This window comes from Pseudomonas sp. NPDC087814, from assembly GCF_044742865.1.
In the GTDB taxonomy this organism is placed as follows: Bacteria; Pseudomonadota; Gammaproteobacteria; order Pseudomonadales; family Pseudomonadaceae; genus Aquipseudomonas.
The window spans coordinates 237,401-261,127 of sequence record NZ_JBIUVK010000001.1 but is presented as its reverse complement, the minus strand read 5'-3'; the positions used below and the strand labels follow the sequence as shown (position 1 = coordinate 261,127).

General features: G+C 56.4%; 25 protein-coding genes, 2 tRNA genes and 3 pseudogenes. 12 read left to right on the top strand and 18 right to left on the bottom strand.

The annotated features are described in order from the left end of the window. Window positions 1-51: 51 nt before the first annotated feature. Window positions 52-138: transfer RNA gene (locus tag ACIOMR_RS01245), tRNA-Leu, on the bottom strand. Between the two features lie 822 nt (window positions 139-960). Then, the gene (locus ACIOMR_RS01240) at window positions 961-1,569 is read right to left on the bottom strand and encodes a LysE family translocator (protein WP_177081501.1); all 609 of its coding nucleotides are present in this window, start codon (window positions 1,567-1,569) and stop codon (window positions 961-963) included. Window positions 1,570-1,780: 211 nt separating this feature from the next. Between ACIOMR_RS01240 and ACIOMR_RS01235 the strand changes: the two genes are divergently transcribed. The 3 genes from ACIOMR_RS01235 to ACIOMR_RS01225 are packed head-to-tail and all read left to right on the top strand — an operon-like array spanning window position 1,781 to window position 5,485. Continuing rightward, window positions 1,781-2,920 (top strand): merozoite surface protein 3b, encoded by a 1,140-nt coding sequence (locus ACIOMR_RS01235; protein WP_401191753.1) that lies wholly within the window; start codon window positions 1,781-1,783, stop codon window positions 2,918-2,920. Next, window positions 2,920-4,107 carry a DUF6384 family protein gene (locus ACIOMR_RS01230; protein ID WP_177035499.1) on the top strand — a complete coding sequence of 396 codons (1,188 nt, stop codon included), beginning with the start codon at window positions 2,920-2,922 and terminating at the stop codon, window positions 4,105-4,107. Before ACIOMR_RS01235 ends, ACIOMR_RS01230 begins: the two co-directional genes overlap by 1 nt. Window positions 4,108-4,111: 4 nt before the next feature. Next, window positions 4,112-5,485 (top strand): hypothetical protein, encoded by a 1,374-nt coding sequence (locus tag ACIOMR_RS01225; RefSeq protein WP_401191751.1) that lies wholly within the window; start codon window positions 4,112-4,114, stop codon window positions 5,483-5,485. A 34-nt stretch (window positions 5,486-5,519) separates the two neighbouring features. Here the strand turns inward: ACIOMR_RS01225 and ACIOMR_RS01220 are convergent, their stop codons facing one another. Next, entirely contained in the window at window positions 5,520-5,843 is a 324-nt protein-coding gene (locus ACIOMR_RS01220) for a helix-turn-helix domain-containing protein (protein WP_087693937.1), read from the bottom strand. 80 nt (window positions 5,844-5,923) lie between these two features. Then, on the bottom strand, window positions 5,924-6,442 hold the full coding sequence (locus tag ACIOMR_RS01215; protein ID WP_177044629.1) for a DUF1993 family protein: 519 nt from the start codon (window positions 6,440-6,442) through the stop codon (window positions 5,924-5,926). A gap of 145 nt (window positions 6,443-6,587) precedes the next feature. Between ACIOMR_RS01215 and ACIOMR_RS01210 the strand changes: the two genes are divergently transcribed. The 3 genes from ACIOMR_RS01210 to ACIOMR_RS01200 all read left to right on the top strand — a co-directional run bounded on the left by ACIOMR_RS01210 (window position 6,588) and on the right by ACIOMR_RS01200 (window position 8,491). Further along, window positions 6,588-7,544 carry a glycoside hydrolase family 6 protein gene (locus ACIOMR_RS01210; protein WP_177021942.1) on the top strand — a complete coding sequence of 319 codons (957 nt, stop codon included), beginning with the start codon at window positions 6,588-6,590 and terminating at the stop codon, window positions 7,542-7,544. A gap of 6 nt (window positions 7,545-7,550) precedes the next feature. Continuing rightward, window positions 7,551-7,871 carry a hypothetical protein gene (locus tag ACIOMR_RS01205; protein WP_301050351.1) on the top strand — a complete coding sequence of 107 codons (321 nt, stop codon included), beginning with the start codon at window positions 7,551-7,553 and terminating at the stop codon, window positions 7,869-7,871. A 239-nt stretch (window positions 7,872-8,110) separates the two neighbouring features. Continuing rightward, entirely contained in the window at window positions 8,111-8,491 is a 381-nt protein-coding gene (locus ACIOMR_RS01200; protein WP_177021944.1) for a DUF1090 family protein, read from the top strand. A 167-nt stretch (window positions 8,492-8,658) separates the two neighbouring features. Here ACIOMR_RS01200 and ACIOMR_RS01195 read toward each other — a convergent pair whose 3' ends face one another. The 3 genes from ACIOMR_RS01195 to ACIOMR_RS01185 all read right to left on the bottom strand — a co-directional run bounded on the left by ACIOMR_RS01195 (window position 8,659) and on the right by ACIOMR_RS01185 (window position 11,331). Continuing rightward, a complete protein-coding gene (locus ACIOMR_RS01195; RefSeq protein WP_087693941.1) occupies window positions 8,659-9,153 on the bottom strand; it encodes a hypothetical protein in 495 nt (164 codons plus the stop codon). A gap of 421 nt (window positions 9,154-9,574) precedes the next feature. Further along, a complete protein-coding gene (locus ACIOMR_RS01190; protein WP_032899364.1) occupies window positions 9,575-10,111 on the bottom strand; it encodes a spore coat protein U domain-containing protein in 537 nt (178 codons plus the stop codon). 263 nt (window positions 10,112-10,374) lie between these two features. Then, window positions 10,375-11,331, bottom strand: a complete 957-nt coding sequence (locus ACIOMR_RS01185; protein ID WP_401191744.1) for a GlxA family transcriptional regulator — start codon at window positions 11,329-11,331, stop codon at window positions 10,375-10,377. A 137-nt stretch (window positions 11,332-11,468) separates the two neighbouring features. Here ACIOMR_RS01185 and ACIOMR_RS01180 point away from each other — a divergent pair, with 137 nt between their 5' ends. The 3 genes and pseudogenes from ACIOMR_RS01180 to ACIOMR_RS01170 form a co-directional block, all read left to right on the top strand. Then, window positions 11,469-12,437, top strand: coding sequence for an alpha/beta fold hydrolase (locus tag ACIOMR_RS01180; RefSeq protein ID WP_401191741.1), 969 nt, complete (start codon window positions 11,469-11,471; stop codon window positions 12,435-12,437). Between the two features lie 121 nt (window positions 12,438-12,558). Then, window positions 12,559-12,897 carry a hypothetical protein gene (locus ACIOMR_RS01175; RefSeq protein WP_008435088.1) on the top strand — a complete coding sequence of 113 codons (339 nt, stop codon included), beginning with the start codon at window positions 12,559-12,561 and terminating at the stop codon, window positions 12,895-12,897. 28 nt (window positions 12,898-12,925) lie between these two features. Then, a pseudogene (locus tag ACIOMR_RS01170) lies at window positions 12,926-13,020 on the top strand (DUF159 family protein); the annotation flags it as partial. Between the two features lie 69 nt (window positions 13,021-13,089). Here the strand turns inward: ACIOMR_RS01170 and ACIOMR_RS01165 are convergent. The 8 genes and pseudogenes from ACIOMR_RS01165 to ACIOMR_RS01130 form a co-directional block, all read right to left on the bottom strand. Then, complete coding sequence (locus ACIOMR_RS01165; protein WP_401191738.1) at window positions 13,090-13,272, bottom strand: hypothetical protein; 183 nt, start codon at window positions 13,270-13,272, stop codon at window positions 13,090-13,092. Next, window positions 13,269-14,420, bottom strand: coding sequence for a PepSY domain-containing protein (locus tag ACIOMR_RS01160; protein WP_087693944.1), 1,152 nt, complete (start codon window positions 14,418-14,420; stop codon window positions 13,269-13,271). The genes ACIOMR_RS01165 and ACIOMR_RS01160 overlap by 4 nt, the downstream gene beginning before the upstream one ends. Before the next feature lie 41 nt (window positions 14,421-14,461). Then, a pseudogene (locus ACIOMR_RS01155) lies at window positions 14,462-14,752 on the bottom strand (lysis protein); the annotation flags it as partial. Continuing rightward, window positions 14,749-15,281: pseudogene (locus ACIOMR_RS01150) on the bottom strand (glycoside hydrolase family 19 protein). The pseudogenes ACIOMR_RS01150 and ACIOMR_RS01155, both read right to left, overlap by 4 nt. Before the next feature lie 105 nt (window positions 15,282-15,386). Then, window positions 15,387-16,091, bottom strand: a complete 705-nt coding sequence (locus tag ACIOMR_RS01145; RefSeq protein ID WP_087693945.1) for a bifunctional 2-polyprenyl-6-hydroxyphenol methylase/3-demethylubiquinol 3-O-methyltransferase UbiG — start codon at window positions 16,089-16,091, stop codon at window positions 15,387-15,389. A 16-nt stretch (window positions 16,092-16,107) separates the two neighbouring features. Continuing rightward, window positions 16,108-17,397: a hypothetical protein gene (locus ACIOMR_RS01140; RefSeq protein WP_401191734.1), complete on the bottom strand. Its 1,290-nt coding sequence runs from the start codon at window positions 17,395-17,397 to the stop codon at window positions 16,108-16,110. A 614-nt stretch (window positions 17,398-18,011) separates the two neighbouring features. Then, window positions 18,012-18,278, bottom strand: coding sequence for a phage tail assembly chaperone (locus ACIOMR_RS01135; RefSeq protein ID WP_008435093.1), 267 nt, complete (start codon window positions 18,276-18,278; stop codon window positions 18,012-18,014). Between the two features lie 181 nt (window positions 18,279-18,459). Next, window positions 18,460-19,041: a hypothetical protein gene (locus ACIOMR_RS01130; RefSeq protein WP_008435096.1), complete on the bottom strand. Its 582-nt coding sequence runs from the start codon at window positions 19,039-19,041 to the stop codon at window positions 18,460-18,462. A gap of 116 nt (window positions 19,042-19,157) precedes the next feature. On the opposite strand from ACIOMR_RS01130, the gene ACIOMR_RS01125 reads away from it, so the two are divergent. After that, window positions 19,158-19,679, top strand: coding sequence for a tyrosine-type recombinase/integrase (locus tag ACIOMR_RS01125; protein WP_371318391.1), 522 nt, complete (start codon window positions 19,158-19,160; stop codon window positions 19,677-19,679). A gap of 155 nt (window positions 19,680-19,834) precedes the next feature. On the opposite strand, the gene ACIOMR_RS01120 is transcribed toward ACIOMR_RS01125, so the two are convergent. Next, a tRNA-Cys gene (locus tag ACIOMR_RS01120) sits at window positions 19,835-19,908 on the bottom strand. A 214-nt stretch (window positions 19,909-20,122) separates the two neighbouring features. Continuing rightward, complete coding sequence (locus ACIOMR_RS01115; protein ID WP_401191730.1) at window positions 20,123-22,420, bottom strand: acylase; 2,298 nt, start codon at window positions 22,418-22,420, stop codon at window positions 20,123-20,125. Between the two features lie 243 nt (window positions 22,421-22,663). On the opposite strand from ACIOMR_RS01115, the gene ACIOMR_RS01110 reads away from it, so the two are divergent. After that, window positions 22,664-23,041 carry a hypothetical protein gene (locus tag ACIOMR_RS01110; protein WP_032899365.1) on the top strand — a complete coding sequence of 126 codons (378 nt, stop codon included), beginning with the start codon at window positions 22,664-22,666 and terminating at the stop codon, window positions 23,039-23,041. 1 nt (window position 23,042) lies between these two features. Here the strand turns inward: ACIOMR_RS01110 and ACIOMR_RS01105 are convergent, their stop codons facing one another. Continuing rightward, window positions 23,043-23,237 (bottom strand): hypothetical protein, encoded by a 195-nt coding sequence (locus ACIOMR_RS01105; protein ID WP_003207574.1) that lies wholly within the window; start codon window positions 23,235-23,237, stop codon window positions 23,043-23,045. A gap of 173 nt (window positions 23,238-23,410) precedes the next feature. Between ACIOMR_RS01105 and ACIOMR_RS01100 the strand changes: the two genes are divergently transcribed. Further along, on the top strand, window positions 23,411-23,548 hold the full coding sequence (locus ACIOMR_RS01100; protein ID WP_401191726.1) for a hypothetical protein: 138 nt from the start codon (window positions 23,411-23,413) through the stop codon (window positions 23,546-23,548). Window positions 23,549-23,727: the final 179 nt, after the last annotated feature.

The window sequence follows — 23,727 nt, the reverse complement described above, 5'->3', positions numbered from 1 at the left end:
AAACAAACAAGGGCTTGCATCAGCTTTCGCCCGCAAACCCTTGGTTTTAGATGGTGCCCGAAGCCGGAATCGAACCGGCACGCCCTTACGAGCGGGGGATTTTAAGTCCCATGCGTCTACCAGTTTCGCCATTCGGGCGGTAGCGCTATGCAGCAGGCCAAGCAGCGTTAAAAGCCCTTGAGCGTTGCAGCAGGCTAGGGAATATATAGATCCAGCCCCCTCGATGCAAGGTCGGGTGCGGGCTTTTTCAAACAATCAAGCGGCGCCCTGGCAAACAAAAAAGCTCGCCAGATCAGTCATCTACAGATTTTGCAGGCGGGAGTGGGCAATGGCGATACCGACCGCTTCACCAGGTGCCGCACCCGTGCCCCACGTGCATCAGGAAAAATAAGTCATTACCGCAATAACCACTGAAACCCAAACCAGGGTCATCAAAAACGACAGCGCAGCCAATGTCTTGCCCATTTGCCTACTCGCCCCGATGAAATCACTTCAAGGAACCCTCCCAGCGCCGCTTGAGAATAGCCACGCACGACGCAGTTCGCCTTCAACCTCCCACGAAAATCGTGGATACGATACTCCACGCAAAAGGTTAGTTCCTTCAGCAGTCCCGCCCACACGTTACTGAGCCGCTGTTTATTCCCTGATACCTCAAAATGATCATCCCCGGCTTTCCTGCTCCTGCAGCGCCCCGGCCCATCTGATACGCTTTTTTCTTCTGCATCTGCCCCTGTATCGAAAACCGCCCTGCCCTGACAATACTCCCACTCCCGACACGCCCGTGGAGCCCGGCAGGAACCGTCCTGCCGGCCCGTTCATTTCGGAGGCCTTATGGCTAAGATGGCATTTTTCCTGTTCGGTTTTCTTGCGCTGACCATCGCAATTGGTCTGCTGGCCACCATCTCACCGGTCTAGGATCCATGGCCTGCTGACGCAACCCGCTGGAGGTCAGAGGGCGTGTCAGCCGGCAAAAAACATCGGATACAACGACAGCACCAACAGCGCCGCCATCGACCAGTTGAACACCCGCAACCAGCGTGGCTCGCGCAGTACATTGCGCAAGCCGCTGCCACAGCCGGCCCATACGCAAACGCTGGGCAGGTTTACCAAGGCAAACACCGCAGCAATCAACAGCACGTTGGTGACATAACCCTCGGCAGGCGTGTAGGTGGTGATCGCGCCCAGCGCCATGACCCAGGCCTTGGGGTTGACCCACTGGAAGGCCGCCGCGCCAAGAAACGTCATGGGTTTGCGCTTGTTATCGGTGTCATCGGACATCGCGCTGGACGTTGCGATTTTCCAGGCGAGGTACAGCAAATACGCCGCCCCCACATAACGCAATACGGTGTAGGCCCACGGCAACGCCTTGAACACTTCTCCCAGGCCCAGGCCCACGGCGATCACCAACAACATGAAGCCAATGCTGATCCCCAGTGCATGGGGAATCGAGCGAATAAAACCGAAGTTCACCCCGGACGCCAGCAACATGGTGTTATTGGGACCAGGGGTGATTGAGGACACAAAGGCGAACAACGCGAAAGCTGAAAGCAGGCTTGAAGACATGAGCATGGCGCGACATCCGAACGAGTACTGTGGCCGTGACAGTAGAACGTTGCGCCAGCCTGCGCCCCGTACAGCTAGCGGTAGATACGGTCATACACTTCGCCAGGCTCGCCAATAAGCGCCCTCCAACCAAACTGCCATTGGTTTGCCTTCATTGATCGGTATACTTGCGCCCTTCTCTGCACACTGTGCTGAACACATCCTGAAAGGACACTCGATGAGCAACTACCTCGACCGCGCGCTGACGGGCCTGCGGACCCTGGGCATCAATCTTCTGCAGCCGGTTCCAGATGCACCGGTACTGGTATTGCTGGACCGCGTGGCCCAGTACGACACCGCCAAAGTCACCGCTATCGCTGCCGTGCTGCAACAGTCGACCACCTTCAACAGCGTGGTTCGCGAGCAGATTGCCGGCATGGATATCTCCACACGCTTCATGGACATCACCCAGAGCTTCACCTCAATCCGCGAAGACGCGGCCGCCATGGCCGGCTGGATGGATGACGGGCGCCTGGATACGCTGGAGAAGCTCAAGCTGAGCTGGATGAACCTGCGTCGTGGCTCGATCCCCAGCCGCTTCAGCGAGATCCGTGAAAACTACCTGCAGGTGTGCAAGTCGGCCAATGACCAGATCTCCCGGGAAACGGTGATTCTGGAAGCCTACCTGGATTTTCGCATGGCCATGAAAGCGGCCGAGGTCGATGCCCAACAAGTGCTCGCCCTGGCCGGCCAGGTCCTGGAGCAGCGTACCCAGGCGTTAAACGAGGCCAACGCCCAAGTCACGGCTGCCGAAACCCTGGCGCCGGCCGAGCGCGCGGCCTTGGAATTGCGCCGTGACGAAGCCGTACGCGCGCTGCAGGACGAAGACAAGCGCTACCAGATCGTCAAGGACATCGCCGATGACCTGAAGGTCGGCTACAACACGGCCGAAATGGTCTTCGCCCGGATCAACCAGGTGCATGTGATCAAGGAGCGCCAGTACCAGCGCATGGTCTCGTTCTTCTCTACCAACGAAGTGGTGTTGACCGGCCTCGCGGTGTCGTTCACCAGCAACAGTGGACTGGCCGAAGCCACCAACACGCTGAATGCCACCACCGACGGCATCAGCAAGGGCCTTGAAGCCCTGAGCAGCACCGGCAACACCCAATTGGAAGCAGCGGTCAAGGCCAGCTATGGCTCCACCATCAAGGTCGACTCGGTGCGCGCCCTGGCCGACGCCACCCTGAGTTTCCAGACGGACATGCACGGCCTGACGGAAACCTACCGCGCTGAATCCAGCAACGCATCCCGTGACATCGCCGAAGCCGTCGAAGAGGCCAAACGCAAGTTCGCCGCATTGCTGACCAAGGCCGCTTGATGAGCGACATTCTTCTCTCCGAGCAACTCGGCGCGATGGCGCTGGTGGATCAACTGCGCCACCAGCAGATGGCGGTGGAAAAGGACTTGAGCCTGCCCCAACGCCGCGCAGAAGTGGCGGCGCGCATCCGCGAGTATTACCAGAACAACGGCATTCAATTTACCGAAGCGCAGATCGATCAGGGCGTGCGCGAATTCTTTTCCAAACGCCTGGTGTTCGAGGCCCCGGAACTGAGTGCGCTTGACCGCTTCTGGAGCAAAGTATTGCTCAGGCGGCATCGCGGCATACTCGTCATCCAGCTCATTGCGGTCACCTTGCTGGTGGTGCAATGCAGCCGGGTGATGGTCGCCAGACACGAGATCCAAGAGGCTCAAAGAGCGGCCATCGCCGTCGAGACGAACGCGGCACAAAAACAATCAGACATCGCCCACCTGAAGGCTCGCTTGAGCGCCGTGCAACAGGACCCGGCCTATATTGAGGGCGGCGACCTGTTCAGTGCCTTGCCCCGACTGAATACCAAGGCCGAACATGCCCTGGCCATGGTCGATACCTCCGGGGTCGATTACGCCAGTGAGCAGATCGGCGTGCTGGAGGCGTTTTTAGCCAAGGTCAAGGCAGTCCAGCCGATGACCGACCAGCTCAACGAGTTGACCCGCAAAGTCGCCGACATTCACCTGCCCGCCGCCGACAGTAAAGCGACGCGGGGCATGCAGGCCGAATTGGTCATGATCAAAGACCTCATCGGGAAATTCGAAATCGAAAAAGCCGGCGGCCAACTCAGGGCCCTGCGTGCCAACACCGAACTGATCCCCAAGGAGGTGACCATTCGGGTTGTCGACCGGCCCGGCACGCCGTCCGGTGTCGAGCGCTGCTACGACAAGGCGCTGTGTAATTCCAATCCTGGTTCGACCCAGGGCAAGAGCTGGTATTTGGTTGTCGAAGCCGTCGACCTGTCGGACAGGCCGGTTCTACTGCCCACCGTCAGCAGTGAGACCGGCACCGGCGCGTGGGCCAGCCAGTTCGCTGTGCGGGTACCGCAGGCCGAATACCTGAAGGTCAAGGCCGACAAACTCGACGACGGCCACCTGACCAACCGTGTGATCGGCCGCAAGCCAGCCGGCAGGATGGAAGTCACCTACTTGAGCCAACGGACCACCGACCCGCTCGAAACGATATTGGAGTGGTGAAGACATGACGCCTGACACCCTGATCGGCATCACCGAACGTAACTCCCGCAACGCCGAGCTGAGGATTCGCACGGCCGAGCAACACCTGTCTGAACTGCTCGGCGAGCAACTGGCGCTGGAGCAGGACATTACCCAGCGCCTGGGTAAAATCGCGGCCCTGCACCTGAACCAGGGCAACACGCAGAACGAGCAAGTCGCCGCCGCCCTGAACCTGCGCCAACAGTCCCAGGACCAGCTCCACCAGCAACTGCGCGACGCTGAGCAGACCGTGGCCCAGGCGCTGGCGGGCAAGGAAAAACTGCAAGCGCGAGCCGACACCCTCGACCAGCAAGCCCGGCAATCCCTGGAACAAAACCCCGACTACGCCCGCCAGGTCGAGCAACTGGACCTGGCCCAGGCCGCCCACCGAGAACACGTCAGCGGTTATGAAGACTTGCGCCAGGAATGCACACTGAAGCGTCCGACCTTTGATACCAACCTGGTCTACGTCTACTTGCGCGGACACGCCTTCGGCACCGACCAATACCAGCGCAACCGCCTGAACCGCTGGATGGACAACTGGCTGGCGACTAAGGTGAACTACCTCGCCAACCGCAAGAACGAGCTGAGCCTGATCGCCCTTGGTGAGCGAAACGAGGCCTTGCAGGCCGAGCGCATCGCCCTGATCAGCACCTTGAGTGCCAGCGTCGATGCGCAACTGGCTCAGGCACGTGACCAGTTGGGACAGGCCGCAATTCAACCCGAGCTCGACACCCTGCAACGCGTAGTCGACAACGCCAAGCGCCAGGCCAATGCCATCCAGGAAAAACTCGGCAGCTACTCACGCAACGAAGACCCGCAGTACCAGCGCGCACGCCAGTTGCTCACTGACCAGTTGAAAACCCGCAGCATCGGCGAATTGATCGACCTGGCCAGCCACACCCCGGACGACGCCGACGACCTGATCGTCGAGCAACTGCAAACCCTGAACCTGCGCTTGAAAGCGGTGGTACAGCAACTGGCGGATACCCAGGAAGAGGCCGTGGTACACCAGAACAGCTACCAGCGTGCCAAAGACCTGGAGCGCAAAGTTCGCAACGATGCGTTTACCGGCCGCGATGTTTATTTTGACCTGTCGACTGACTTCGAGCGTCTGGTAGAGAGCTACATGACCCAGGGTGCAACCCTTGGCCAGGTTGTGGATGTGCTTAGCCGGGGCCTTAAAATCGTGCGCCGTAGTCAGGTAGCGGCAGGGGCGACGCGAGGCTATGTCAGCGCATCGATCAGCCCTGTCGTCCTTGGCGTCGCCACCGTCGAAAGCAGCAATAACAACACGGCCAGCTTTTCGACGTCAGGCAGTACAGGCGGCGGCAGCTTCAGGACGACCGACAGCTTCTAGCCTGGCGCGAAGCAAATCCGGGACTTCCTCGTTGCTAGCTGTCAGACAACGAGGAAGTGATCTGCGCAATCGCATCCTGATCCAGCCCGTCCAGCGTGCGGTAGTGGTTGATGATCAACGTCTCCTTGTCACTCAGGGTGGCCTGGTTGATAACCGCCCTTTCCCCCGTCAACACGTAAAGCACGTCCACGCCTTTATGCCGGATGGCAATCAGGTAATCGGACTTGGGCGCCCGCGCGCCACTTTCGTAGTGCACCTGAGCATTCGCACCCACACCGCCAATCGCACCAAACTCCTGTTGGGAGAGCCCCAGGATCTTGCGTTCCTCTTTCAGGCGGGTGCCGAGTTTATCGTCCATGGCGGGTACCTCAATAAACGTGTTTAACACCCACCATACGCTTATGCGCAGGAGCGGGGTCTATTCATTCGGGTGGCTACCTATTGCGTGCGCACGAAGGCGAACATATGCGGCACGTAATCGGCCTTGCCGAGCGGCACACCGTTATGGCGAAGGATGTTATAGGCGGTCATCAGGTGAAAATAGAACTGTGGAATGGCCCAATTGACCGCGTATTCGTAGGCAGTCATGTCGAAAATAGTACCGTCGGGAAGTTCTATCGAGATAGCGCGCTCGCTGCTGTCGATGAGTTCGCGATCTGCCGAGGCAAGGGCTTGCAGGGTTTGCTCGATCAACCCACGTGCCTCGCTCAGGGTTGCGGGTGTGCTCAGAACCGGCAGCGGTTGATGGGTGAGACGCTGGACCGATTCCTGGGCCTGGGTGCACACAAACCGGATTTGCGTTGCGAGGGTGTGCATGTCGGGCGCCAGCCGCGCGCTCAGCAGGTTTCGCGGGTCATAGCCCAACTCGCCGGCATGCGCCTCGCCTTTGGACAAAAGCCCCTTGAGCGAGCGCAACATCTGCGCAAAGCAAGGGACGGTGATTACATAGGTCGACATCGTTCTTCCTTGACTGGATGCTGAGCGTGGGAGCATGCCATGGGCACGGTCTACGCGGCTAGCCGGCAAGCTTCATGCAGCTTCACGTGACGTCAGCGGCGAGCCGACTTACCTTGGCCACCCGCCCCTCTTACTGGTGTAGAGCGTGCTAAAGATCGCCACCCTTGCCGCCGGCTTTATCTGCTTGTCGATGCTGCCTGCTGCCCAGGCGAGTGATGGGTTCTACGTCAACCCGCAGTCCACCGCCGCACAGTGGGTCCAGCAGCACCCCGATACGCCTGCCACTGCAAGCATCCGCTCAACCATTGCCGAGGTGCCCAGTGCCCTGTGGCTGACCGGCACCAGCCAGGCCATAGGAACGCTGGCCGAGCGCGTCAATCGCTATGTAACCGCTGCCGCCAGTGCTGATAAAACACCGATTTTGGTGGCCTATAACCTGCCCCACCGCGACTGCAGCGGTGGCGCCTCGAAGGGTGGCGCACCGGCAGCGGCGGAGTACCGGGGCTGGATAGACCAACTGATCAAAGGCATTGGAGACCAGCCGGCGCTGGTTATCTTGGAGCCGGACGCACTGGCAGACCTGCAGTGCCTGGACAAGGACAAGCGCGCCGAGCGGCTGGGGCTAATCAATTACGCCGTATCGGGGTTCAACCAGCGCGCACGCCATGTCGATGTTTATCTGGACGCTGGCAATCCAGGCTGGAAATCCCCAGGCGCCATGGCCGATGCGTTGAATGCAGCCGGGGTGAAACAGATTCGGGGGTTTGCCCTGAATATCGCCAACTTCTACACCCTCGCCCAGGTGCGCAGTTATGGTGATGCCATCAATGCCAGGTTGTTAAGCGAATACGCCTATACAAAAGCCGTGGCGGTGGATACCAGCCGCAACGGCAATGGTGCGAATCCTGGAGACTGGTGCAACCCGGTCGGGCGCAGACTGGGCATGCCACCGCAAGTGCTTTCGCCACGGTTGGTTGCCCTATGGATCAAACTCCCGGGCAATTCAGACGGTGCGTCTTCGACGAAAACCGATTGTCATGAAGGCCCGGCGGCAGGCACCTTCAGTGCCGAACTGGCACTTCGCCTGATTGATGGACACTAACGGCGAATGAGCCTTGCATCACCTGGACTCATTGCTCAGGATAGCGCTCTTGAGCTGAACATCGGCAGGGAAGCAGCAGGTTACCGAGGCCGACAACACATGACGCTCCATGAAGATAGCCCGCTGCACATAGAGGTGTGCCAGCGCCAGAAACACCTCTGGTTCTGGCTCCCAATTGGTCTTTTGATGGTTTTCTTGACGATTACCTCGACGATTTCCCTGGGTACAAATCCGCCGGAATGGATGTTTGTCGCACTCAACTTTGGCTGGGCAATCGTCGCGCTGACACTGCTGGTGAAGCTATCGGGTATTTGTTGCGCCAAGTGAAGCACCCAGGCGTTTCAGCTTGCATCGCGAATCACTCGGGCTCGTGCCCTCACCTTGATACGTCGTCAATGCCAGACAAACAACGTGAAACAACTCACATTTATGGAGTTTCACGGTTGAAGGTCAAAATTTGACCAAATATATTTCGCCCCACCCGAGCGCTCACCTCTATACGGATATTGTTCTGCGCCTGCTCGGGCCCCCGGAGATGCGCAGGCAATAAAACATTGAGGTTTGCCATGCGTCTTTCCAAACTCGCCCCAGCCGCCGCCCTGTTCAGCCTGTTCACTTTGACCGCCCACGCCGCCGACCTGTCTGCCCTCACCGGTGCCCTGTCATCTGCCTTGGGGGGTGCCGGCAACAGCAACAACACCGTCAACGCCAACAGTGCCTCCTGCCAGCAACAGATCCGCGACCTGCAGACCAATATCAATGCGGCCAATGCCAAGGGCGATACGTTGCGCGCGACCGCGTTCCAGGCAGCACTGACACAAACCAACAAGAGCTGCAGCAACAGTACCTACAACACTCAGGCACAAGTGGACACTAACCCTCAGCGCCAGCAAAACGTGAACAAGGCTGCGGATGCGATCAACGCAATTGGCGGCTTGTTCAAGTAAGTCGGGCTGCCCTGCGAGAAGGCCCGCGATTGCGGTTTTTTCGCCCATCGTACTTACCGGCAGACAATAAAAAACCCCGTAGACGTTAATCTACGGGGTTTTCTGGTGTGGAGGATTGTCGTCCCCCTTCACCTTAGCCAATGGCCGCCGACAGCTGCCATGTTCGCTTATTTCTTGGCCCAGTTGAGGATGTACTTACCGTAAGCACCTTCAAACCCATCGACGGCAATCGAATAGGTTTCACCCTTCTTGGCTGAAAAAGTCACAGCACTGGTTACATCATTTTCCGACTGGTTATTGTTCGTGCCGGCCACCGGCATCGAATTCAGGCTCGTGCTTTTATAAACGGCAAGCACGGTGTCGAATTTTGAGCCTGTGGTATCAAATGTGAAGCTTGCATCTTCTGGGGAAGTCCATTTGCACCAGACCGAATGGTAAGGCTTGGCAAAAGGAATATGTCCAGACTCACCAGCCTGGCTGGTGGCTAGTGTAGTGTCGCCGGCAACTGTACCTTTAACACCCTCGATAACCGTGGCTTGCGAGAAATCATCTGCGCAGCTCAGCGAGCTGCTTGTGCCGTTGAGGCCCTGATAGATCAGCGTGCCGGCTCCGAGCACGACAACAGCAATGGCTATTGGGAAAATAATGCGTGGTACGGCCATGACTCTTCCTTTTGAGGCGTATAGTTTCTGAACTACTGCCATAGCAAGCGCAGCTTTAAATGGAAAAATGGATATCGGCTGATTAACGCCCATGAAATCATGCCATGGACGTTAAAAATGGCACATCAAGCTATAAATCTCAGGAAACAAGGGGATTTTCTCTCGACCAGCCTGCCCGCCAGAGGCCCCTCGGTCACGAGGGGTGGCGATATTAACATGATGCATGCACCTGATCATCCAACTCCTGTCATCCCGTAGATGTCTTTAGGGGTGTGAATGCGATACAGGTAGAGATCAATTTAAAAATCAATAAATCTATGCCGTCTCCCGCTCAAAAATGGAAGACGGAGTTCAAAATGGAACAGCAAATAAATTATTTCCCTTGGCATCCGAAGATTGCCGCAAGCGATATACCTCATATTCAAAACGTCAGCGTGACCGCAATCGTGTCGGTATAAGTGCCGGCCGGCAAACCCACCTTGCCTGGGGATTTACCGTAAATATTCACGGTTTGCGCAACCCCGGTGCTGGCCGCCAGATTGATAGTGCCGTTGTTGGCAAGAATTTGCGTGTGGGCGGCGTCGGTGTAGATGTCATAGGGCGCAAAGTGGCCGGCACCGTCTGCCAGGGCACGCGTTCCACCGGTGGATTTGCCATCATTGGCGCCGGACGTGATGGTCAATACCGGCGAAGTACCCGCCGAGCATTGAATAGACAAAGGCGCCCCGCCGCCGCCCAGCACTTGCCCATCAGCCTCGGTATACAGGGTGTTGGCCGTACCAAAGTTCAACGCACCGAAATTCAAGCCTGTGGTGCCTCCCACGCCGTTGACCAGGCAACTGTTGATCAATATCAGCGACGCACTGATTTGACCGGTGACGGTGGTCGCGGCCTGGGAGCCGGACACCCAGGCCAGTGTCGTCAACGCCAGTAAGACTCTTGAGATAAGTCCATTCATGAAGCTCTCCTTATGACTTGCCAACCCAGCGCGCCGATTCAGGTCCCTGAGGTGGACCCTTGACACTTGTACAAGGATGGCCGATGCGTAGAAGGTTAGTCAGTCAGGAGGAAACTGCCAGCCCGAGGCCAAATCGCTTTCACTTGCAGGCGGTTGCCTGGAGAGCTTTTCGGCCTTGTACCCGCAGGAGTCACTGGCCAGTTTTCGCTCCGTCGCTGCACGTCAGCGAACGGGTATCGGAACCGGAAATTACAGGTACCTCCCTATCGATGATAAGACTTCCGGTAGGTTGTGGGGCTCACGCCCACGATCGACAAAAAGTGCTGACGCAAAGACAGGCTTGTACCAAACCCGCAGGCATCAGCGATCGTCTCGACGCTGTGGTCGGTTGTTTCAAGTTGCAATTGGACGGCCTTGATTCGCTCATTCGTGAGCCACTTGCCAAACGTCGAGCCGGTCAGTTGCTTGAAGTGCCGGGTGAAACTGCGTCGACTCATCGCCAGCCTCGTCGCCACCTGATCGATTGACAACGGTTGTCCCAGGTTTGCCCGAAGCCAGTCCAGCAACTGGCCGAGACGCTGGTCGCTTGCGCCTTGAGGAACAGGCTGGCTGATGAACTGGGCCTGGCCTCCGTCGCGATGGGGGGAAACCAGCAGTTGACGCGCCAACGCGTTGGCAACCCCCCGCCCATAGATCCGCCTGACGATATGAATACAGCAATCGAGCCCTGCGGCCACGCCTGCAGAGGTCAGGATTTGCTGCGCCTCGACATAGAGCACTTTGGGGTCCACTTCAATGCGTGGGAAATCTCGCGCCAGATGCGCCGCCCACGCCCAGTGCGTGGTTGCCCGCTTGTCGCACAGCAGGCCCGCATGGGCAAGCACGAACGCCCCCAGGCACAGGCCGACCACCAGCGCGCCCCGTTCATGGGCTGCCTGAAGCGTTTCGAGGAGTGCGCACGGCGGCCTTTCGGTGACGTCCCGCCAGCTGGGAATGATGACGATGTCAGCTCCTGCAACCTGGTCCAAACCATGGTCACAGTGGATCAAGAAACCGGCGTTGGTAACCAGCGCCCCCTCTTCGCCCGCGCAGACCACCAATTCAAACCAGGGCGAATCCCCCACTCGGCGATCTTTACCAAATACGAGGCACGGCACAGAAAGGTGAAAGGGGCTGATGCCGTTAAAAGCGATGACTGCAACTTTCACACTTTTTTTCATAGGGCGGGCCTGATCGAGATTGGCCCGATTCTAATGAAAAATGGTCATTGGGCCAATGGTGTGAGTTCCCGGATGCGTTCACTCTGATCGCAGCTGCATTTCACCGGGAAATGCGCAAATCAGAGCTCAGGGCCTCAATGAACATCACCACCTTTTGCACGCTGGGAGCACTTATGACCACTCTTTCGATGACCGCACCGGCACACGCCAGCGAACCGGTGCCGTCCGTCCCCTATACCACCGAGTCCACTGGCTATCATTGGTCCAGTGTGGACGGCGTGAGGGTTTTCTATCGCGAGGCCGGCCCCAGGGACGCGCCGACCCTGGTGCTGCTCCATGGCTACCCTTCGTCCTCGCGCATGTGGGATTCGCTGATCCCGCTGCTTGCTGACCGGTATCACGTGATCGCACCCGACTACCCCGGGTTCGGCAGAAGCGACGCGCCCTCGCCCGCGACCTACACCTACACGTTTGACCATCTGGCCGACACCATGAGCAAGCTGCTCACGCAATTGCAAATCCATGAATACACCCTGTTTATGCAGGACTACGGCGGCCCGGTAGGCTTTCGGATGATCCTCAACGCGCCGCAAAAACTGCACGGCATCATCATCCAGAACGCCAATGCGTATGACGAAGGCCTGGGTGCCAAGTGGGCGAACATCGCCAAGTACTGGAAGGCTCCCGCCGAACATCCCGAACAAGTCGATGGGTTCACGGGGTACGAGGGCACGAAGCAGCGCCATCTGGGCACCAGCCCTCATCCCGAGCGTTACAACCCTGATGCCTGGGAGGACGAGTTTGCCGCCTTATCCCGTCCGGGCCAGCGGGCGATACAGTCGGCGTTGTTGCTGGACTACCAGAACAACGTAGCCTCTTACCCAAAATGGCAGCAATGGTTGAAAGACAACCAACCGCCGATGTTGGTCATGTGGGGAAAATACGACCCGTCGTTCATTTTGCCGGGGGCGATGCGCTACAAGGATGATGTGCCGGGGGCCGAGGTTCATATTCTGGACGCGGGGCATTTCGCGCTCGATGAAAAAACCGAGCAGATCGCCAGCCTGACGCGTCAGTTCATGGCGCGTATCACCGCCGGTAAATAGTAAAGAGTGGGAGGCCCGCGCCCGACTGATCGTCGGGTAACCCTGCAGTTCGTCGCCTCAAGCATTCCACTTCACTCAATCTCGAATACTGTATACACATACAGCACTCGAAATACCTCCTATGAATATCGACGAAGACACCTGCGGGTGGCTTGGCATCCCCACGCCTCTCGAAATGCACAAACAACACGCCCGGCTGCTCGAGAACGAGATCCAGGAACTGAACCTGCAACTGCGCAAGGCCCGGGCGGATATCTTCGGCCTGGTCGCGATGCTGACAGAAGCACAGGCAAAGAACGAAGAGTTTGCCGGATACCTCAGGCTGCGCGGTGCCGAAGCTGCAGCGATGAGGAAGCAGATCGCCAACCTCACCACTTCAGATCGACTCAGCACGCGCGAGGCCGAGAGGCTGCGCAGTGTGCTGAACGAACTGATGTCTCACCCGAAAACCATCGTCTAAGCTCAGGTTTCAGGTTGAGGGCTTGGCTATGTGCGGAAGACTTTCCCAGTACAGCGGCATTCACGACTTCGTCGCGGCGCTGAGCATGCAATGCCCTGGCGAACTCCGTGGGTGAGTTGCCGCGGGGAGAAAATCGACCTGCAACCGAGTGGAAGCTGACGCTGTTGATGACGGCGCTGAGGATCGCGCCAATCATCGTTTGGCTGAACGCAAACGCAGCCAAACCACCCCGACCAGCCCCAACGGCACCCCCAGGCTGAGCCATGAAAGCAGGTCATAGGCGCCGTCACCGATCAGCGCCGAGAGCAATCCGAACAGGCTTAGAACAAAGAGCAACAGCGGCCAGCGAAAGATCATCCACAGTCCGCGCCTCATGATCGGCCCCCCATTTCCGGCCCGCTGGCATGCAATTCATCCAAGCGTTTTTGCAACGGTACCTTGCGACGGCTCAGCCACAGGTAGAGCCCACTGCCGAGGATGACGATGCTGATGAGATCGAGCAGCGTCCAGATGATCTTCAGCGGCACACCACCGTAATCACCAAAATGCAGCGGCTGCGAAACCAGCAAGGTTTTCACGTACAACGGCATCTCACGCATGTCGGTCAGCTCGCCGGTACTCGCATCCACCAGGGCCGGCTTGAGCAATCGCGCAGTGAGCGGCGTGGTGCCGCGCATGAACACTGCGTAATGGTGCTGGCTGCTGAACTGAGTACCGGGAAAGGCGATGAAGCTGGGCTCCATGCCTGGCGCCGCCTTACGCGCGGTATCCAGCGCTTTTTGCAACGACCCGAGGCGCTCCAGCGGCGGCGCATCCTTGTAGGGCGCGGTCATCTGCGCCAACTGGTCACTCTGCCAAAAGTCGAAAATGGGCAATGCCAGCGTATTGATGACGCCTGTCAGCCCCACCACCAACACCCAGGCGAGGGTGACGATGCCGAGCACGTTATGCAGGTCCAGCCACTTCAAGCGTGAACTGCGCCCGTTGCGCACGGTGGCGAAGTCCAGCTTGCGCATGAACGGTGTGTACACCACCACGCCGGACACCAGCGCCGCGACCAACAGCAGCCCCATGAAACCGAGAAACAGATAACCGGGCAACCCCATGAATAAATCGGTATGCAGGCGCAACATCAGGTTCATGAACCCTTCGTCTGGCGGCACCGCAGGAAATAACTCGCCAGTGCGTGTATCGAACGACTGCGAATGCCCCTCGATCGGTGGCGGCATAATGCTCGTTGCCGTGTACACCGTACCGAGCGGACTTTCCGGATCGAAACCGACAAAACGCACGACCTCCCCCGGCTGCGCCACCAATGCACTGGCAATGACGGTGTCGTAGTCGATTGGTGGTGTATCGGCGGTCAGCGGGCGCAGGGGCGGCGGCGGCTCGAAGTAGTGCTCAATCTCTTCATGAAAGATCAGTGGCAGCCCCGTCAGGCACAGCAACAACAGGAAAACGGTAGTGATCAGGCTGGTCCATTTGTGGACCAGAAACCAGATACGCAAGGTGCGTGCAGTCATGCTCGGTGGTTTTCCTTAAAGCGCCAGGGGCGCCGTAGCTGGCGGTCACGCAGCAAAGCCTGATTGCGCTGAGCATCGGATAATTCCTTGGTGTGTTGTTGGTTGGAGGCGGCCAGTTGCTGCTCGATGGCCAGGCGCTTGTCCTGCTCGGCGCGGGCCTCGGCGCTAGCGGCATTGCCGATCGCGTCAAGGTCCGTCTGGAATTGCCCCGCCTGCTTTGCCAGCTTCCCGTCAAACCGCCAGTCCTGCACCTTCCAGGCAGCGCCGACGCTAACGGCCATGGCCAGCAGGATCAGCGACGCCAAGCCTGCCAGCTTCTGCATGGTCGTCATGCCAGCACCTCCAGCGCTTTGTCATACAGCGCCTGGCGATCTTCCAGTCCATTGATTCCGCCATTGATGCGGCGAGTGATCTTCACGAAGTCGCCCTGACCCGCCAGGGTATTAAGCCCCGCGTCGACCAGAACCACGCCGCCGACATCGTGGCGTATTGCGGCTGCTCGAGCAGTTCGGGCTGATTGATCAGGTCCAAGCCCAGGGCATCGTCACACGACTTGTAGTTGGCCCGCCCGGTGATCTGGATCAGGCCTCGGCCACGGTACTTAAAGCCATCACCATTCACCGTATTACCCAAATCGGTGCGCCGTTCGTAGCCTGCCTGCTGCGCTGTGGGGCCCCACAACTCTTTCAGCCAGCGGAACGGCCCCGACTCATGCCCGACCTGGGCGATGAACGCAGCAATGCGCAGTCGAGTGACGATTCCGTACTTGGCCATGGCCGAATTCAGCACAGGAACAAAAACGCCGGCTTGGCGGCCGGAGCTCGAGAGGATCTGCAGCAATTGCTGCGCCGTAATCGGCATGCTTTTCTCAAGGCGAAAAAAAGCCCGCTCATTGGCGGGCTTGTATTTGGTGGCAATCAATTATTGAATATCCAGCTGAGTGAGATCAAATCCATGTTATGTATATCAATCCAAGGCAAGAACAACTGTTAAATTCGGAGAGAATGTCACGTCTACTCTTTGAAGATATAAAAAACCAAAGAATCTATCAAAGATCCATCTTATGGGTCTCGCGAATAAATTGTAAATCGCGTATTTAGCAGGAGATCCAAATATTGGCATTGATGGAGCACCGCAGTATCTAACACTAAGACCAACAGAATCTGCAAAATATCTAATTTTCCCGCTACCGATAGTTGTCTTATGCGTAACATCTCCGTGCTGATGAATTCGGCCAAGAGGACTATCGCCATTTGGGAACCTAGCCAATATTGCACCGCCAGGATTTAGCTTGTTTTTTACCTCGGCTAAAAAACCAGGAATTTCAACCTGATCGATATGCTCTAATACATCGAAGATTGCGACAACATCAAATCTTTTACCGCTTGGAATATCGGACAAACTAGAATATGACTCATACCCCATAGATGAAGCCATGCCCACAAGCTCATCATTTAACTCGACCCCTACAGTTTCAAGTCCGGAATCAACAGCGAATGACATGAACTCTCCATTTCCAAACCCAATCTCTAGAACGCTTTCAATATTTGAAACGCCCGTCCTCTTAAGTTCAGAATTAAAAAAGGATCTGTGCCACTTGCTATGCGAACCAAAGGAATCACAATCCCAGCCCTTCCAGGAGAGATAATTTTCTTTATTTTCACCTACCATAATTCCCTCTCGCTTTTTATTCTGTAGAAGAAGTCAAATCATCTTGATGCGCTTCTTGCTGGGTATGAAATCTATCTACCTCTCTTGACTTCCTTCCGAAAAGTATAACTATTACTGAGAAATACAATAACGAATACAGATAAAAGCCACCGGCAGAATTTATTGTAGAGGCAACAAGTACTGACAAATAGAAAACAACAAACTCCCTATTAACCATTCTTGCCCTAAGCATTCCAAGAACGACAAGCGAGAGAAATACTAAAACTCCGATTATTCCATAGAACAAAAACATCGAAATCCACAAGGAGTTCTCTCTAACCTCCCCAACCAAAGCCGGCATAAAAATAGATGATGAATTAAGCCCAAATCCAAGAAGTATACCGCCATACTGCCTTGCAAGGTCCATCGACATAAATGTAGATGTAAGTCTTTGATTTGTAAATAAGTCTTGTAACTGATCACGAAGACCGCTATCGAAAATAACTTGAACTCCGCACGAAACCCTGCCAGTAGTTCTTTCGAACCCATTAAGGCTTACAACAAGATTCGCGCAATCCATCATGAATAGCGTCGACATAGAAACAACAGCAACAACAAATATAAATATCTTAGCTGACGTACTTTTTATCCCGTACAAACAGGAGTACAAAAAAATCGCCAATAAAGTTGTCAGGATAGAAATAGGAGAGAATGTAATGCTTAGAGCGATCAGAGAAAGTGCAATATCAATCTTTGATTTTCTTAACCACCCAACAATCATTAATACCGCAGCAATCGGAGCAAATGAGGACGGCTCGGACAAGAATGCTTGCGGTCTAATCAAGTGCTCTGCAAAATATGTATTTAGAAGAAGTGAGACACCTGCTGTATAAAAAACAAACAGAGAGGCGACCGCAATTACCACAGAAAACCTTGAGAGAAAAATAAATACATCACAAAACTTATAAAGATCATCCCTGGCAATAGTCAGCGCATAAATACAAACAAAAAACAAATAAACCCAAAGCCTTATAGCGGCATAAAGATATTCAGCCCCATCCCCTGGCAATCCGGACCAGGGTATTACAAAATTAGCGTAGTAGGCAATTTGCAAGAAAAGAAGAAAAAAAGATGAAAACAATACAAAAATTAGCGCCCTTCTCCTAACCGGATATCTAACTATGGCATAAATAGAAACTGCGATTTGCAAAACACCCAGATTAAACGATATGTATTCATTTTCACTTCCATATTGAAACCTATAGAAAAAATATCCAGATAAAAACAACACAAACTCAAATGTTCTAGATCTTAGCGTGATGATCAAAAAACTCTCCTTGTGAATTCGTGCATCCTTAGCTGTCAGATTATCTCCGGCGCCATTAATATATTGGTACGAGTTACACCCTCCCAAAAATCAAAAAACAGGAACATAAAATACGAAAGCTATGCACTTTAGCTATAAGAACCTGCAGCAACAGGTTTATTCTAGACCAGATCGCCGCACCCGGTATTTCTTGATGCGAAGGAAGCATACGCCAAAACAAGCGCTCCGGTACTTATCGGCACCGGCTGGCTTGCTGGACGGCGGGATAAACCAGTCTGGGGCGTTAGGACGCTTTATGTTGTCCGGGAACGGTGCGCTCTCTGGCCAATCACGCAGCGCCTGGGCCTGGAGCGCCTTGCCGTCAGATATGTGGTAGAGCCCGCTTCCACCTGGTCGGGGTGCCGGTCCACCGCACCATCACTCAATGGAAGCCCGCCATCTCGCCAGTTACGCTCAATGGCGGCCGCCTGACATTCTGAAAAGATCAACTTGGTGCAACAGGCCACTTAATCGTGGCCGGGAAGCCTGCCTGCTGATAAACGCCGGCTTGGCGCCCGGCGTTCGGGAGGATCAGCAGTAGCTGCTGCTCTGTAATTTGCATAACGAAAAGCCTCTTACTCGCTGAGTTGCTCAATCAACCAGGTGGGCGCGACGGGGCGACCGGTACTGTCAGGAAAAATTGGCGTCTCTGGCCAACTGCGCAACCCCTGCCGGCAACCCTGAAGCGCCCTGTATTGCTCCATCGTTAACGTGGTTTCTTCGCCGCTCTCCACCTCATCTCGGTGCCGATTGATAATTCCGTCAGTAACCAATAACTGCGCATCGCGCCAAGCACGCTCGATAGACGCGAGCTGCTCTACCGTAGGCGGCGGAGCGTCCACGAGAAAAGGAAGTCCATTTTCATCATGAGCACGAACTTCCCCTGGTGCGGGATTCCCAATTACTAACAAAACCAACTCATCGGATATTTCTATTGCATCATTGGAATATCTTTATTCACACCCGCTAGATAAAGATTCCCGGTGGACTTGCTATATAGTCTTGACATGCACCCCTCCTAAATTACCAGCCAATTACAAACCAAGACACGTTATACCCGCCCGACGAATACGTTGTAATCTGATTCAAACTTACAGTTTTGATAATGCCTTGCGGTCCGACAGACGCATTAGCAAAGGTCCCCCCTATAGCTTTCATTACACCATTAGGGAAGGCCATAGGTAGACTCGTAATTTTGGTGTCAGAGCCAGTGTGAGCAGTCTCACCCCATTGAAAAATGAGCCCCCCCATCCAAACCGGGAGTACGATATAACCATTGGCCGCTCCCAACAAAGAGAACCCTAGCCTTAACTTCGCCACGGTAACTGCGTCTGAATTGTTAGTTAACCCAACCATCACATCATTGGTCGCAACTTTAATAATACCTGCGACCCCCTCTGTTGCGCCTACAATCAGTGTTGCCAACCGAACACCCAGAGTTTGCGGCGTAACGGCTGTAGAGTTGTCGATGCCCGCGTTCACTTGAGCCTGAGTAGACAGTTTCAGTACCCCAGCCACAGCAGTCGTTGCCGAAACCCAAAGGGCATCTAGTCTATTCTTGAGCGTCAGAGGGGTCACAGCAGAGTTATTGTCAAGACCACCCATGACCTCCGCGCCCGTCGATATTCTGATGAATCCAGCGACAGCCGTGGTTGTTCTGACCGGCGCCCGGCGCCCGATCGTGGGCCGAGTGTTATGCCGGCGATACCGTGTGAAACGCCGTGTATACCGAGGCAGCCCAAGAACTAAAGGACGCCATGGACCTGGCCTACCTGAGTGGCCAACGCCCCGCCGACGTGCTCAAGGTGGCCACCACAGATTTGAACAGCGGATTCCTAGGGGTGACACAAGGCAAAACCGATAAGAAGCTTCGACTGCGATTGGAAGACGACGGAGTGCAATCTGGGCTGAGCGCTTTTATCAGCGACCTCCTAGAACGCAGGGCCCTGAACGGTATTAAAACATCGACGTTGATCACCAACGCATCCGGCCTGCGAATGAGCCAGCAGATGCTGCGCAACCGCTGGGATGAAGCCCGCGAAAAAGCAGCCGTCAAAGCCGGCGCCGACGGTGACCCTGCATTGGCCGTGCTGATCCGCCAGTTCCAGTTCAAGGACATCCGCCCAAAGGCCGCTAGCGAGATCGAGCTTACACATGCCAGCCGCCTGCTCGGCCACAGCACCGAAGAGATGACCAAGCGGGTCTATCGGCGCGTGGGTGAGATCGTAAAGCCCACGAAATAACGCGTCACAAACTCTCCCCACCAGTTGCGACTCCCCCCCTCAACGCCTCTCAAAGTGCAGGGGGTTGCGAAAACGATTGTAAAAGTTGCGGAAACGTTCTCAAATCGCAGGCAATAAAAAACCCCGTAGATCATTGATCTACGGGGCTTTAAGAGTGGAGGCCGAGGTCGGAATCGAACCGGCGTAGGCGGATTTGCAATCCGCTGCATAACCATTTTGCTACTCGGCCTCAAACGATCAATGCCCTACAACCGACATTCACCGCATACAAACTTGAGTGGGCTATGTGAAGCTTGCCTCTACTCTATCTCATTGAAAACATTGAAGTTTTTAATGCTTCAGTGCGTTCGATGGGCGCAATTATGTACTCATTTGCCAGGGCTTGCAACCCCTTGATTTCAAAAAATATTCTCTTAAGGGGCAGGCATTCCTGGTGGGCTACCCTACCGCCCGGCTTCTTCCTTGTCACGGATAACCTGCAATTGATACTGCGGGTCCGCCTTGATCTGCTGTTCGGTAAACGGCAGCGGGCTGAGTTTTTTCTCGGAAAACGCCTGGGTCTGGTCCTTGAAGTATTTCGACGCGGGGTCGCTGGACAAGGAGAATGCCAGCACACCTTCGGCATTGGGCCCCTTCTCGTCGAACGTCACGATCTGCAAGTAGCTGCTGCCGCTGACTACCTCGCGCTTGCCATCGGCCCGAGGCACGCTTTGCATGGCGTTATAAACGCCCAGCTCTTGCGGGCCGCCGTGGATCGGTGTCTGGCCCGAGACCTGAATATCACCCCAGCGGCTGTCCGCCGTCAGCCCGCGCTTGGCCACGTCGGCGGCTGACGCGAGCATCGCTTCATGCAGTGCCTTGGCCACGTTTGCCCGATCGACCGCCAGCCCACGTGGTGTGGTCAGGGGTTGTGCCGGATCGAAACCCACCTTCCACGCGTCCGGCGCTTGCGCCAGTTGCTCCGCCAGGTTGATGAAGTGCACCAGGCCCAGGCCGCTGTCGAGGTTGGCGCGCTGGTCCCAGTTTTTCAGGCTGTCGCACACCGATTTCACGCTGGCATCGGCACCCGCGCAGAACTTCAGCAAGTCCGGCATCACCTGGCTGGCAAGATACACCTGGTTGTCCATGACCATGTTCTGCAGGTCGGCGACCTTGATCGGTTGCTTGTCGAGCTCCTGCAAGCGTTGCAAGGCAAAGCGCGCACGCGGGCCCAAGCCGATCTTGTCCTGGCTGATAACGGGCGAGAACCCGGTCAAGGGTGCCTTGGGGTTGACCAGCCAGGCCGAGTCATTGGAGTGCTGCACGTAGTCGGTGCGCTCCAGTTGCGGCAGTTGCTCGGCGGGGAAGATCCCGGCCTGGGCGGCACGCAGGTCCACGTCCCAGGCGCAGGCGCTGCGAGAGCCGTCGAGCATGATGAATTGCAGCCCGACCCGTGGGTCACTGCACTGTGCGAGCTTTTTCGCGCTGACGTTCGGCACCACCGACAGGTTCATGTACAGGCTTTGACCCTGGTCATCCGCTGCCACCGTGTTGACCCACGGGATACCTTGCAGGGTGTGTACCGAGGTTTGCAGTTCCTTGAGGTTCGCCGCGCGGTTCATCGCGTACCACTGTTGCAGCACACGGTCGTTGCCCAGGTTGGCATCCCGCAGGCTGAAGGCATATTTGGCGTCCCAGTCGAGTTTGCCCGGCCATTGCACGATGGGGCCGAACTGCGAGCTGTAGACCGTGCGGGACTGTTCCCGGGTACCGCCGTCGGCAGTTTTTACCGCTACCTTGATCGTGGTTTTATCCATGGGCACGGACTTGCCGTCCAGCAAATAGCGAGTCGGGTCCTTGGGGTCCAGAGTCAGGCGATACAGGGTGAAGTGCTTGGACGTATCAACGGTGTGCGTCCACGCAACGTGCTGGTTGAAGCCGATATTGATCACCGGCAGGCCCGGCAACGCAGCGCCCATCACATCCAGCTGGCCGGGGATGGTCAGGTGCATCTCGTAGAAACGCATGCCGCCCACCCACGGAAAATGCGGGTTGGCCAGCAGCATGCCGCGGCCGTTGAACGAACGGTCACGCCCCACCGCCACCGCGTTGCTGCCACGGTCCAGGGCGAAACGTTGCTGGTTGGCCGCCGCGACCTCAAACGCCTTGCTGTCCACCTGGGCGACGGTGTTGGGCGGCGTGGCCCCCACCAGGGCCTCGGCAAATTGTCCGACGCCACCTTCCACCAGCAGCCGGCGGGTCAGCTTGACCAGGTCTTCGGCCATGATCGGCCGTACCCAGGCCGCCTGGCACTGCGCCGGCAAACCCTGGGCAGTGCGCTCCTTGAGGTAGTGGTTGTAACCGGCAACATACCCTTCAATGCGCTGCTGAATCGCCGGGGGCTGGGCCTTCCAGAATGCCGCAACGGCCTGGGGGGTGTTCAGCCAGGTGAAGAACACGTCGTTGGCAAGGTTGTTACGCCCTTCCAGGGTCGCCTGCTCGGGACCAAAGTACCTGGCACGCTCGCCATTGACCGTTACCACCTCATTGGCCAGCAGGCACAGGTTGTCCTGGGCATAGGCATAACCGATGCCGAACCCCAGCCCACGCTCATCGTTGGCCCGGATATGCGGGACACCAAAGCTGGTGCGACGGATCTCGGCGGTGGCCTGTTGCTCCTGCACCCGCGCCGCGGCCGAAAGACTCAGCCCCAGCAACGCCCCTGCCACACACATCCTGAACAACCCGTTGGAAATAATCACGCAGACTCCACAGCCAAATTAAACACCGCGACGAGGGACAGCTTCGCCAACACCTCAGTTAAGACGTAAATACCGGGAATAATTTTAGCAGCCGCAGGCGTTTATTCGGACAGGTCGGTATGTCTCCAGGATGTTACCGACAAAATTTCTACATCCCCCGCTTCATGATTTGTGCAGCTCGTACGTCTTATTAACTAAGAGCGCCATCATTTTCCTGATCAGGCTCTGATAAGGAGTTTCTGCATGTACAACTCGCAACTGCCCACGGAAGGACACTCACCCATGCATGACGGAGGTTTTGCCACCGGCAACCAGGCGTTCGGCAAGGCGCCGGAACATGGCAACCAGCGTATTCGTCATTTGCTCAAATGCTTTGGCCTGCGCACCAGCCTGATCCGGCTGAAGGTCATCGACGCCCTGCTGACCGCCGCCGACAACCAGCGCACCCTCGGCGTGCGCGGCGTGCACAGCCATTTGCTGGAGCTGGGCATCCCGTTGTCGTTTCTCAGCGTGCGCGAGGTGCTCAAGCGCCTGTGCACCGAAGGCGTGATCACCCTGAACGCCGACAAGAGCTACAGCCTGCACGAGCAGGCTGCCAAAGTCCTGGAAGGCCGGGCCTGACTCAAAGGTTGGGCTTGACCTTGCGTCGCATCACACCGTTGATCACCACCACGGTTACCGCTACCGCAATCGCGATGTACTGGAACGTCTTTTCGCTGATGACCCCGTTGTTCTGCAAGTAGGACAGGCCAAACATCGTCCCCAGCACCAGCAGGGAGATCAGAATCGAGTATTTCAAACGTTGCTTTTGGGTCATGACGGGTTCCTGAAGCTAAAAAATTGTGTCCACTTTGTATCGACTACCACACCAAGCACATACCTGTTAGCGGGGATGGATTGGGGTCGGCGGGGTCTCATGTTACAGGCGATGAAAAACTTTGGCTTGCCCAACGCCTGATTGAACCTGAGAGCACCCTAGAGGATTTTGAAATGCTTCGTCGAATCACACTGCTGATTCCCTTGCTGATCATGTTGAGCATGAGCGGCTGCATTATTTTCCCCCACGGCGGCGGCGGTTGGCATGACCATCGCTACAGCGAAGACGGACCGGGGTATTACCATCGCTGATCGGTCATCCGTACATTTTCTGACATCTTGAACACTTTACAGGCGGAGCCATTCCCCCTGCTTCCGACACTCAGCAAGAGCGTCCAGGAAGCAGGGAGGTTTTCCTGAAAGGCGCATTCCTGAATGAGCGTGCCTAAAGGTGTTCACGATGATAGTCAGCAACTCGGTTCCTTCCTCCA

Bases quoted from the DNA above. Each gene is read 5' to 3' on its own strand.
- ACIOMR_RS01240 (WP_177081501.1), bottom strand. From the start codon at position 1,569: ATGCTCATGTCTTCAAGCCTGCTTTCAGCTTTCGCGTTGTTCGCCTTT.
- ACIOMR_RS01235 (WP_401191753.1), top strand. From the start codon at position 1,781: ATGAGCAACTACCTCGACCGCGCGCTGACGGGCCTGCGGACCCTGGGC.
- ACIOMR_RS01230 (WP_177035499.1), top strand. From the start codon at position 2,920: ATGAGCGACATTCTTCTCTCCGAGCAACTCGGCGCGATGGCGCTGGTG.
- ACIOMR_RS01225 (WP_401191751.1), top strand. From the start codon at position 4,112: ATGACGCCTGACACCCTGATCGGCATCACCGAACGTAACTCCCGCAAC.
- ACIOMR_RS01220 (WP_087693937.1), bottom strand. From the start codon at position 5,843: ATGGACGATAAACTCGGCACCCGCCTGAAAGAGGAACGCAAGATCCTG.
- ACIOMR_RS01215 (WP_177044629.1), bottom strand. From the start codon at position 6,442: ATGTCGACCTATGTAATCACCGTCCCTTGCTTTGCGCAGATGTTGCGC.
- ACIOMR_RS01205 (WP_301050351.1), top strand. From the start codon at position 7,551: ATGAGCCTTGCATCACCTGGACTCATTGCTCAGGATAGCGCTCTTGAG.
- ACIOMR_RS01200 (WP_177021944.1), top strand. From the start codon at position 8,111: ATGCGTCTTTCCAAACTCGCCCCAGCCGCCGCCCTGTTCAGCCTGTTC.
- ACIOMR_RS01195 (WP_087693941.1), bottom strand. From the start codon at position 9,153: ATGGCCGTACCACGCATTATTTTCCCAATAGCCATTGCTGTTGTCGTG.
- ACIOMR_RS01190 (WP_032899364.1), bottom strand. From the start codon at position 10,111: ATGAATGGACTTATCTCAAGAGTCTTACTGGCGTTGACGACACTGGCC.
- ACIOMR_RS01185 (WP_401191744.1), bottom strand. From the start codon at position 11,331: ATGAAAAAAAGTGTGAAAGTTGCAGTCATCGCTTTTAACGGCATCAGC.
- ACIOMR_RS01180 (WP_401191741.1), top strand. From the start codon at position 11,469: ATGAACATCACCACCTTTTGCACGCTGGGAGCACTTATGACCACTCTT.
- ACIOMR_RS01175 (WP_008435088.1), top strand. From the start codon at position 12,559: ATGAATATCGACGAAGACACCTGCGGGTGGCTTGGCATCCCCACGCCT.
- ACIOMR_RS01165 (WP_401191738.1), bottom strand. From the start codon at position 13,272: ATGAGGCGCGGACTGTGGATGATCTTTCGCTGGCCGCTGTTGCTCTTT.
- ACIOMR_RS01160 (WP_087693944.1), bottom strand. From the start codon at position 14,420: ATGACTGCACGCACCTTGCGTATCTGGTTTCTGGTCCACAAATGGACC.
- ACIOMR_RS01145 (WP_087693945.1), bottom strand. From the start codon at position 16,091: ATGGTAGGTGAAAATAAAGAAAATTATCTCTCCTGGAAGGGCTGGGAT.
- ACIOMR_RS01130 (WP_008435096.1), bottom strand. From the start codon at position 19,041: ATGGGTGGTCTTGACAATAACTCTGCTGTGACCCCTCTGACGCTCAAG.
- ACIOMR_RS01110 (WP_032899365.1), top strand. From the start codon at position 22,664: ATGTACAACTCGCAACTGCCCACGGAAGGACACTCACCCATGCATGAC.
- ACIOMR_RS01105 (WP_003207574.1), bottom strand. From the start codon at position 23,237: ATGACCCAAAAGCAACGTTTGAAATACTCGATTCTGATCTCCCTGCTG.
- ACIOMR_RS01100 (WP_401191726.1), top strand. From the start codon at position 23,411: ATGCTTCGTCGAATCACACTGCTGATTCCCTTGCTGATCATGTTGAGC.